Raw genomic sequence first — 9,065 nt, 5'->3', positions numbered from 1 at the left:
ATAGACACTGCTCTCCCTGGCGGGCGCCCCATAGGATACGTCCGTACAGAGCGGACACCTGGCGGGCTGCGCCCTGGCTTTCGGACAGTCTCCCCTGCCATTCCAGGCGACAGCGGTAACATTTGGAAAGCCTCGATAGTTTTATTATTAATAATTTGTGTGAGTTATTTATTTTTTCTTTTAACCTCTCCGATTGATTTTATTCCATCCACTGGGTTAACTCTTAACTCTGGTAAACAGTGATCGAATGCTTTTGTACTGAACCCGTATATTTAGATCCTGTACACACTTCTTAAGCGTTAAATAACATTAAAAATAACTATAAAAATAGGAGTCGCCGCAAACAGGTATTTCTTTCCTGTTTAAGTTTTTGCGCATGTCTGAAATACCCCGCCCAGACCTGCGCAAAAACCGTTGCAGCAACCCCGCATTTTATTCATATGTAATACTTAGAGTGATACTCCATCCGTCGGATCTGCACTGTCCTCGCTGGTAACTGCCGCATAATCTGAAAATCCTGCCATCGTTCCATAGGGAGAGACCGTAGCCATAACCTGGTCCATCGTTTTTACATCTGTTCCGGCTGTTCTGGAGATTCTGCCCCAGGCAATCCAGATACCAAGCGCAACAAAGAGGAAGGATGTGAGCGCATCCATCGTCATAGCGGTCCAAACGCTGGGCTCCAACAAGGATGCCCCTACAAGCTGTATCGCTTCTGATATGAGAAGCCCGTAATCGGATACCATGTAATAAGCCAGGAGCAGCATCTCAATCATATAGACGCTTAAGACAGATAGAATGATCGTCAGAACGATCACCACTTTATTCATTTTGCCCTTCAGCAGCTTATACCCATAGTAAATACACAACGGGATCAGCGCGAACAGGATCGCGTATATCTTCTCAACCAGCACAACGCTTAAAAAGGAAGGAAGCACACCGACGACTGCGCCCAGGATCCCACCGATAATTCCGGTAAAGTAATTACCCTCACTGACACTTTTCTCCGCCTTGTTTTTAACATGGGACACGACCTGTTCCATACAGTTCTTGTGAGACGCCTCATAGCCGCCTTTATAGGCAACCAGAATGTCACAGTCGGATTTTCCGCAGATCGGACAGGTTTTGGACGGCATCACACCGCGCCTTTTTAAAGCTTCCGTTACCGCAGCGGCGGCCTCCTGGAATACCTGCTGGAAATCCGCGTCTTTTAGCGTCAGGGTATAACACAGATGTCCGTTTTCATACATAAAATAATACTTCTTGCCCAGTTCCGATTTCATGTCTTTGACCAGAGCTTTCCACTCAACTACCGGAGCGGACAGAATGACTTTCCACTGCTTATTGGAAATAAACTGAATAGCTGCAGGATATTCAGTTTCTACACCATAGGCATTTTTATCCAACACTTTATAGCCCCGGCTGCCTAAATACCCCTGAAATGTCTTTAGATTCATATTTGAGTTCCCCCTCTCTGTTTAATTTATGAATCAACATGTTAATACTAGCACAATGCCTGACAGATACACAACCCTAATAAACTTAAAATTCCCTTAAGATAATGTAAAATTTTGTCATTTTTCTTCATTATTCACATATTAAATTAAATAACGGATTAATTGGAACAGATAAGGAGTAAAACGAAACAGCATTGCCTTCTTCTTTGTCGCCTGTACCACGGGCACGTCCGGATTCTCTGTGTAGGTTCCATCCGGATTCACCGCCAGGCTCTGCGCGTGCATGGCCATTATCTTCGCCTCCAGCTGATCCTGGAATTCCTCCCCGTCGATCACCAGCATGGTTTCCGTATCGATATAGGTGCTGCGCATATCCAGATTATAGGACCCGATCAGGGAAATATCCTCATCGATCAGCATAGATTTTCCGTGTGAGGAATGATCGCCCTGGAATTCATAGATCTGCACGCCTGTTTTTATCACTTTCTTCTTCTGGAAGAGATAATCAGAACCCGCCATCAGATTATCCCCCACTGCCGGGTTATTGATCTGCATGTCAAACCTCTTAAGCCGCTCTCCCACCTCTGTCATACCTGCGTACATGTCCTTGCTGAATGCTACATAGGGGGTCTGCACATAGGCTCTCTCCTTTGCCTGCAGCATCAGCTGCTGCAGCTGATACCAGACGCAGGGCTGTTTGGAATAGATATGGGTCGGATTATGAATCAGCGTGATCTTGTTGGTCGGCAGGGTAAAGCTTACATAATCCGGATCACCTGCAAACAGCTCGGGCCGTTTCTGCTGAAGCTCCTGATAATGGGTGCGCAGACGTTCTTCCTCCGCTTTTACCTCCTCCGCGCTTCGGCCTGGCACACGGTCATACTCTGTCTTGCACACGCCCAGATTCCAGACCCCATCAAAATACTCCCTGGTCTGGGAAATAACACTGTCCGTCCCCTCTTCCCTGCCGTTTTTTGTATTATAAACCAGTACATCTCTGTCATAGCTTAAATTTTTATCCGTATAATTGCCCAGGAAATAATCAAACGTATTTCTGCCGCCTGCTAACAGCAGCTTATCGTCCACAATGATCAATTTATCGTGGAGTCTGCCGTTAATTGTCCAGGGCATCAGAAGATTCGGCTTATTATAAAACCGGATCTCCAGATTCGGATGGCTGCCGGCTGCGTAGAACAACGGCAGCTTTTTCATATGAATCATGCCGTACAGACCGTCTACCAGCACCTTTACTTTAACCCCGCGGTCTGCCGCGTCAAGAAGTGCGGAAAAGATATCATCACAGCTGCCGCCCGGACGAATATCAAATGTCGATAGAGAAACCGACTCCTTTGCCTCATTTATCATCAGTAATCTGGCATCCAGTGCCTCTTCGCTGGTCTCCACGACTACAGCACGGTCCGTCCCCGGTACATCCTGCCCATGAAATCGTGAGACATCCAGATCCTTTTGCACATCCTCCTTCACTTTCGGATGAAACATAAATGGTACCAAAGCTCCTGCTGCCACATATAAAACTGCAAGTACAATAATCCACTTAACCACTTTTCCCGCCCGCTTTTTCTTACTTGTTTCCATAACATTCCTCTTCATAATCTGTCAGTACCGCCCTCCGGCGCCCTCACATATCCAGGTCTAATTCGATCGGGCAATGGTCCGATCCGAATATATCCGTATGGATATCCGCCCCCCGCAGCCGATCCTCAAGACCCTGAGATACACAAAAATAGTCGATCCGCCATCCTGCATTCTTCTCCCTCGCCTTAAAGCGATAGGACCACCAGGAATAAACCCCCTGCGTGTCCGGGTGGAAATACCTCCAGGTATCGATAAATCCCGCCTGCAAAAGCCTGGTGAATTTCTCCCTCTCTTCATCGGTAAAACCGGCATTCTTATGATTCGTCTTTGGATTCTTCAGGTCAATCTCCTGATGGGCCACATTCATATCACCGCACACCACCACCGGCTTTGACTCCTTAAGCCTTTCCAGATAACCAAGGAAATCCTCCTCCCACCGCATCCGGTAGGGAAGCCTTGCCAGACCGTCCTGGGAATTCGGCGTATAGACAGTCACCATATAAAATTCATCAAATTCCAGGGTTATGACCCGCCCTTCCTGATCATGCTCCTCCATCCCTATTCCATAGCTCACAGTCAAAGGTTCCTTCTTTGTAAATATGGCAGTTCCGGAATACCCCTTTTTCACAGCATAATTCCAATATTGGTAATACCCGGGCAGTTCCAGATCGATCTGCCCCTCCTGTACCTTACTCTCCTGAATACAAAAAATATCCGCATCCGTTTCCCCGAAAAAATCCAGAAACCCCTTCTGCACACAAGCCCGAATCCCATTCACATTCCAGGAAATCAGTTTCATTTCCATCAGCACCTCTCGTCATTTAAGATGTAACTATCATAATACAATCTTCGTAAAATGTAAATTACGGAATCCGTTCCTGTGATGCTATGGCCGATTTTGAGGATAAGGTCCGGGCTGATCGGGAAGGGGTGGGGGCCTGGCATCTGGGCAGCAAATCTCGCGGGGCCAAATCACTTCGGCCGGACCTAAGAATGGCTAACTCCGAAGACGGGAGAACCTCTTATTGGCAGGGCCTGGAACAAACTCGCCAAAGGACGGCTCGGACAGTGTTCCGGGCCCTGCGAGGTTCTCCCGCCTTCTGCGTAAGCCGTTCTAAGGCCCGGCCTCAAGTGATTTGGCCCCGCGAGATTTGCCGCCTGGTACCGCCCGGGCACGCCCTTTCCATCTCAGCCCGGTCCCTAACTCCCCATCCCAACCAATAACCAGAAATCGCTACGTCTGCTTGACTTTTTTTAAGCATGCTGTTAAATTAGGTGGGAAAGAAGGGATAAAATTATGAAAAAATTATTCGTGGTTATGGTTACTCTTTGTATGGCTGCCGGATTGCTCGCAGGGTGCGGGTCGGAAGGTAACGGCAGCAGTAATCCGGCCGCTTCGGCCACACCTGCGGCGAAGCCGGAAGAAAGCGCTGCTCCGGCGGCTGAGACTCCGGGACCGTTGGAAAGTTCACAGACCCCGTCAGGAACGGACGATGAGACAGTGATTCATGTTGGCGCGTTAAAGGGCCCTACTTCGATGGGTATGGTAAAACTGATGGCGGATTCAGATGCGGGAACTACCGCTGCCAGGTATGAATTTTCGATTCATGGCGCTGTGGATGAGATGACTCCGAAGATTGTACAGGGAGATTTCGATATCGCTGCTGTACCCGCGAATCTGGCCAGTGTGCTGTATAATAATACCAAAGGACAGATCAGCGTACTGGCAGTTAATACGCTGGGTGTCCTTTATATCGTGGAAAATGGTGAGACCGTTCAGTCTGTGGCGGATCTGAAGGGAAAGACCCTGTATGCCAGCGGGAAGGGCGCCACTCCGGAATATGCCCTTAATTATATCCTGAAGTCGAATGGACTGGATCCCGCAAAGGATCTGACGATCGAATATAAATCGGAACATACGGAATGTGTGGCAGCACTGGCTGCCGATCCTGCCGGTGTTGCCATGCTTCCCCAGCCGTTTGTGACGACTGCGCAGGTAAAGAATCCGGATATCCGTGTGGCACTGGATCTGTCCAGGGAATGGGACAATGCCCAGGAGGGACAGGAAGTCAAGAGTTCTCTGGTCACCGGAGTTGTTGTAGCCCGAAACGATTTTATCGAGGCGCATCCGGATCTGGTCCATACCTTTATGGATGAGTATCGGGCTTCTATAGAATATGTGAATGGTAATGTGGAGGACGCTGCCAAGCTGGTAGGTTCTTATGATATTGTTCCTGAGGAAGTGGCCGTGAAAGCTCTTCCTGCTTGTAATATCGTATTTATGGAAGGTTCTGAAATGAAAGATGCCTTAAGCGGATATCTGTCCGTACTCATGGAGCAGAATCCGAAGGCAGTCGGAGGGGCGTTACCGGATGAAACGTTCTACTATAACAGATAAACGAAAAGCTGGTAAAGGATTCACGAACCGGAAAGCAAAGACCGGAAAGTCAGATGCCGGTTTTCGGATCTGGGCAATCGCGTTTTGGCTTATTGTCTGGCAGCTGACAAGTATGGCACTGGGACAGGAGATTCTTTTGGTTTCTCCTGTCTCGGTTCTTTTGCGTCTTGGAGCGCTTGTCCGGACTCTGCCGTTCTGGCATGCGGTATTTTTTTCCTTTGTGCGGATTGTCGGGGGTTTTCTGCTGGCGATACTGGCCGGAGTGCTTTTTGCCGCGCTTTCTTTTTGCTTTTCCTGGTTTCGGGAGCTTCTTCATCCGGTGATGGCTGTGGTAAAAGCCACCCCCGTAGCTTCCTTTATTATTCTCTGCCTGGTTTGGATTCCTTCCAGGGGATTGTCGGTATTTATCTCTTTTTTGATGGTGCTGCCCATCATCTATACGAATGTGCTGGAAGGAATTCATCATACAGACCGGCAGCTGCTGGAGATGGCCGAGATCTTCCGGGTGCGGGGCATACGCAGAATGCGATACATATATTTTTCCCAGGTCATGCCACATTTTCGCTCTGCGTGCGGAGTCTCTCTGGGACTTTGCTGGAAGTCCGGGATCGCGGCGGAGGTGATCGGCATGCCGGACGGGTCGATCGGGGACATGCTGTATCAGGCTAAGATCTATCTTGATACCCCGGATCTCTTTGCCTGGACGTTTGTTATTATTCTGGTCAGCGTGTTGTTTGGAAAAGTATTCATGAAACTGCTGGACATGACGATCCATGCGGTTGAGACCAGATAACGCGGAATATATGCTTACATGTGCAAAGAAACGCACAAACGGAGGAACGGTTGAACACGAAAATGTTCACCCATACCATGATGTGCAAAAAAACGCACAAACGGAGGAAACCATGGAGATCACGATGAAAAATATCACAAAAGTATATGGAGATTTGACGGTGCTACGCCATTTTAACCATACATTCCGGAAGGGGGAGACTACCTGCATCATGGGGCCTTCCGGCTGCGGGAAGACGACTCTGCTTCGCCTTTTAATGGGGCTTGAGAAACCGGATGAGGGTGAGATTCTCGGCCTGTCGGGTCTGCGGTTGGGCGCTGTTTTCCAGGAATACCGTCTCTGTGAAAATCTGAATGCCGTGTCCAATGTCCGAATGGTTTGCAGCCATGCCTTTCCAAAAGAACGGATTATCCACGCGCTCACCGAAGTAGGGATTACCGACAGCCTGTACAAACCGGTGCGTGATTACAGCGGGGGGATGAAACGCCGGGTAGCGATCGTCCGCGCCGTCCTTTCTGATCCTGAGATCTGCTTTCTGGACGAGCCCTTTGAAGGTTTGGACGAAGCCACCCGGTCTGCTGTTGGTTCCTGGTTATATCATCAACTGTCCGGCAAGACGGTTCTGATGGTCAGCCACGATGAGGAGGATGCTCTTCGAATGGACGCCTCCATCTTCCGTCTTGACCAGGACATTTGACTTCAGTAATTGGACTGTATTCAGTCTTCCTGCGTATTGATGACGATTCTTCCGTCGGAGGAGTCCACTCTGATCACGCGGTCCGCTTTATTCCGTAGTCTTAAATCCTCATCTCTGTGGTATCCGTTTAGGTTAACGGAACCGTACTCCGAGTGCAGATCATAATCGTAATCGTCTTCCGTCCCTAACATATTCAGTTCCACATCTCCGTAAGAACTCTCAACTTTCAGATCCTGTATATCTGCCTCGTCAAATCTGCAGTCGCCGTCGGACTGATATACCGTCCATATGTTCCCGCTGAGATTATTACCTTTGATCGCGCCATAGGAATTGCGGATATCCGTATTGTCCGCTTTTATCTGCTCCATAGTCAGCTTGCCGTCACTTATCTCAGCGGTCAGATTCTGAACATCCGCCTGACTGATGCTGGTATTTCCATAGGCGTTATAAATGTTCAGTGTTTCCGCGGTACAATTGTTCACTTCTATCTTCCCGTCACTGGAATTTAATTCCACCTGTTTTCCCTGTACATCGCTTACTTTCATATCGCCGTATGAGATATCCACGCTCAGCCAGTCCGTTTTCACCGAACCGTCCCAGACAAATTCTCCGTCGCTGCCGATGATCTCCACATTTTTCAGATAGACATCCTTTGGCACATATAATTTCAGATAATCATTCCCCTTCGGATCATATACATTCCCTATGGGGCCGGAATAGAAAAAGCTGTATACAGGACCTGCTTTTTCCTGGATCTCCTGAAAGGTGAGCGTCTTATTATCCACTCTGTAAGCCGGTCCTTTCTCGTCGCCCGTCAATGAATACTCCAGATAATATCCGTCCGAAGGCACGATCGTGATATCACCGTAATTAACGGTCATCTTCACATTTTCAAAAGCGTCAATTCTTGTTTTTTCTAAAGTATGATTAACCGATGTTGTTCCGTTAATAATTCCTTTGGGGCCAATCGCAAACGAGGGGCTGCCGCCCAGCGCGTATCCAACTCCTAAAAATACGGCCCCTGCCGCCACCAGGCATGTGGCAACGGTTACTATAATTTTACTGAACTTTTTCATGTTTTTTCTTCCCCCTTGTAAGCATTCTGCGGAACAGACGCGCAATTCCGGCAAACAGTAATCTTCCAAGATAATAACTTCCATAAAGGATAAAGATTCCAACGCCTGCCGCCAAAAGTCCGCTTCCAATCACCGCCAGGCCGTCGGCGAACGTATGGAACAACAGGTAACCGCCCGCCGCAAATGACAGCAGACCTCCGGCTCCCAGGCATATTCCCGTAAAAACAAAGCAGGCCACAAATATAAACACCACCAAAACTACACACAGAATAACCAACGCGAAAGCAAACGCGAGGGGCAGACCGATCGGTGCTGCAAACACAGCCAGTATTACAATCCAGATAGCGGAAAAACCATGCTTAACCGACTTCTCCGGCTCTTCCATCTTCTTAATCGCCAGATCCCGTATAATCTGGCTGGCAATGTCTATCGGGTTTCCCAATTCTTCCATCACCGCCTGCTCATTCTCAGGGCCGGCATCCTCAAAATACTCCTCATAATACCGAAGTGCCTGCTCTCGGTCCGTGCGGGGCAATCTTCTGAGTTCCTTATTCAAAATCCGCAGATATTCCTGTTTGTTCATCGCTTTCCCCTCCTCGCAATATTCTTTCCACATCCATACGGAAGTCGATCCATTCCTTCACATAATACCGTTTCTTGTCCTGTCCGCTATCCGTAATACGGTAATATCTCCTGTTCCTTCCCTGGAATGGCTGATCATATACTTCCAGATATCCCGCCTCCTGCATCCTCTTCAGCACCGGATAAAGCGTCGATTCCTTCAGATTCACCACAGTCTTGATCTCCTGTGAGATCTGATAACCATAAGCATCCCCTTTCGACACGATCGCCAGCACAAAAGCGTCCAGCAACGCCGATCCCAACTGATACACCATATCAGCTCCTCCTTTCTAATATATAAAATTTTATATATATGTTTAATTTTTCTATATTATATATCATATAATATATACAGTCAATACATATATCTAAATTTTACATATTTTTTCTTTCACCACTCCCATTCACGCTCAACTCCTCAAATCCC

The 9,065-nt window shown here is 48.1% G+C and carries 9 protein-coding genes; 3 read left to right on the top strand and 6 right to left on the bottom strand.

What is annotated here, in order from left to right; translation table 11 throughout:
- Positions 1–449 precede the first annotated feature (449 nt).
- The 3 genes from KTH90_RS16175 to KTH90_RS16165 all read right to left on the bottom strand — a co-directional run bounded on the left by KTH90_RS16175 (position 450) and on the right by KTH90_RS16165 (position 3,852).
- Positions 450–1,457 carry a hypothetical protein gene (locus KTH90_RS16175; RefSeq protein WP_158352028.1) on the bottom strand — a complete coding sequence of 336 codons (1,008 nt, stop codon included), beginning with the start codon at positions 1,455–1,457 and terminating at the stop codon, positions 450–452.
- 141 nt (positions 1,458–1,598) lie between these two features.
- On the bottom strand, positions 1,599–3,053 hold the full coding sequence (locus tag KTH90_RS16170; protein ID WP_158352030.1) for a phospholipase D-like domain-containing protein: 1,455 nt from the start codon (positions 3,051–3,053) through the stop codon (positions 1,599–1,601).
- A 43-nt stretch (positions 3,054–3,096) separates the two neighbouring features.
- A complete protein-coding gene (locus KTH90_RS16165; protein WP_158352312.1) occupies positions 3,097–3,852 on the bottom strand; it encodes an exodeoxyribonuclease III in 756 nt (251 codons plus the stop codon).
- A 498-nt stretch (positions 3,853–4,350) separates the two neighbouring features.
- Here KTH90_RS16165 and KTH90_RS16160 point away from each other — a divergent pair, with 498 nt between their 5' ends.
- The 3 genes from KTH90_RS16160 (at position 4,351) to KTH90_RS16150 (ending at position 6,941) form a co-directional block, all read left to right on the top strand.
- Positions 4,351–5,451: an ABC transporter substrate-binding protein gene (locus KTH90_RS16160; protein WP_158352032.1), complete on the top strand. Its 1,101-nt coding sequence runs from the start codon at positions 4,351–4,353 to the stop codon at positions 5,449–5,451.
- Complete coding sequence (locus KTH90_RS16155) at positions 5,426–6,244, top strand: ABC transporter permease (RefSeq protein ID WP_158352034.1); 819 nt, start codon at positions 5,426–5,428, stop codon at positions 6,242–6,244. Before KTH90_RS16160 ends, KTH90_RS16155 begins: the two co-directional genes overlap by 26 nt.
- Before the next feature lie 112 nt (positions 6,245–6,356).
- Entirely contained in the window at positions 6,357–6,941 is a 585-nt protein-coding gene (locus KTH90_RS16150) for an ATP-binding cassette domain-containing protein (protein ID WP_238727050.1), read from the top strand.
- Between the two features lie 20 nt (positions 6,942–6,961).
- On the opposite strand, the gene KTH90_RS16145 is transcribed toward KTH90_RS16150, so the two are convergent.
- The 3 genes from KTH90_RS16145 to KTH90_RS16135 are packed head-to-tail and all read right to left on the bottom strand — an operon-like array spanning position 6,962 to position 8,913.
- Positions 6,962–8,017 carry a DUF4097 family beta strand repeat-containing protein gene (locus tag KTH90_RS16145; protein WP_238727049.1) on the bottom strand — a complete coding sequence of 352 codons (1,056 nt, stop codon included), beginning with the start codon at positions 8,015–8,017 and terminating at the stop codon, positions 6,962–6,964.
- Positions 8,001–8,600, bottom strand: a complete 600-nt coding sequence (locus KTH90_RS16140) for a DUF1700 domain-containing protein (RefSeq protein ID WP_238727048.1) — start codon at positions 8,598–8,600, stop codon at positions 8,001–8,003. The genes KTH90_RS16145 and KTH90_RS16140 overlap by 17 nt, the downstream gene beginning before the upstream one ends.
- The gene (locus KTH90_RS16135) at positions 8,566–8,913 is read right to left on the bottom strand and encodes a PadR family transcriptional regulator (protein ID WP_158352041.1); all 348 of its coding nucleotides are present in this window, start codon (positions 8,911–8,913) and stop codon (positions 8,566–8,568) included. The genes KTH90_RS16140 and KTH90_RS16135 overlap by 35 nt, the downstream gene beginning before the upstream one ends.
- Positions 8,914–9,065: the final 152 nt, after the last annotated feature.

The organism is Diplocloster modestus, from assembly GCF_019042245.1.
Taxonomy (GTDB): domain Bacteria; phylum Bacillota; class Clostridia; order Lachnospirales; family Lachnospiraceae; genus Diplocloster; species Diplocloster modestus.
Note: the sequence above shows the minus strand (reverse complement) of the source record. Positions and strands in the feature narration are given on the sequence as shown.

Coding starts and splice junctions, on each gene's coding strand:
- KTH90_RS16175 (WP_158352028.1), bottom strand. CDS start 1,457: ATGAATCTAAAGACATTTCAGGGGTATTTAGGCAGCCGGGGCTATAAA.
- KTH90_RS16145 (WP_238727049.1), bottom strand. CDS start 8,017: ATGAAAAAGTTCAGTAAAATTATAGTAACCGTTGCCACATGCCTGGTG.
- KTH90_RS16165 (WP_158352312.1), bottom strand. CDS start 3,852: ATGAAACTGATTTCCTGGAATGTGAATGGGATTCGGGCTTGTGTGCAG.
- KTH90_RS16160 (WP_158352032.1), top strand. CDS start 4,351: ATGAAAAAATTATTCGTGGTTATGGTTACTCTTTGTATGGCTGCCGGA.
- KTH90_RS16170 (WP_158352030.1), bottom strand. CDS start 3,053: ATGGAAACAAGTAAGAAAAAGCGGGCGGGAAAAGTGGTTAAGTGGATT.
- KTH90_RS16140 (WP_238727048.1), bottom strand. CDS start 8,600: ATGAACAAACAGGAATATCTGCGGATTTTGAATAAGGAACTCAGAAGA.
- KTH90_RS16155 (WP_158352034.1), top strand. CDS start 5,426: ATGAAACGTTCTACTATAACAGATAAACGAAAAGCTGGTAAAGGATTC.
- KTH90_RS16135 (WP_158352041.1), bottom strand. CDS start 8,913: ATGGTGTATCAGTTGGGATCGGCGTTGCTGGACGCTTTTGTGCTGGCG.
- KTH90_RS16150 (WP_238727050.1), top strand. CDS start 6,357: ATGGAGATCACGATGAAAAATATCACAAAAGTATATGGAGATTTGACG.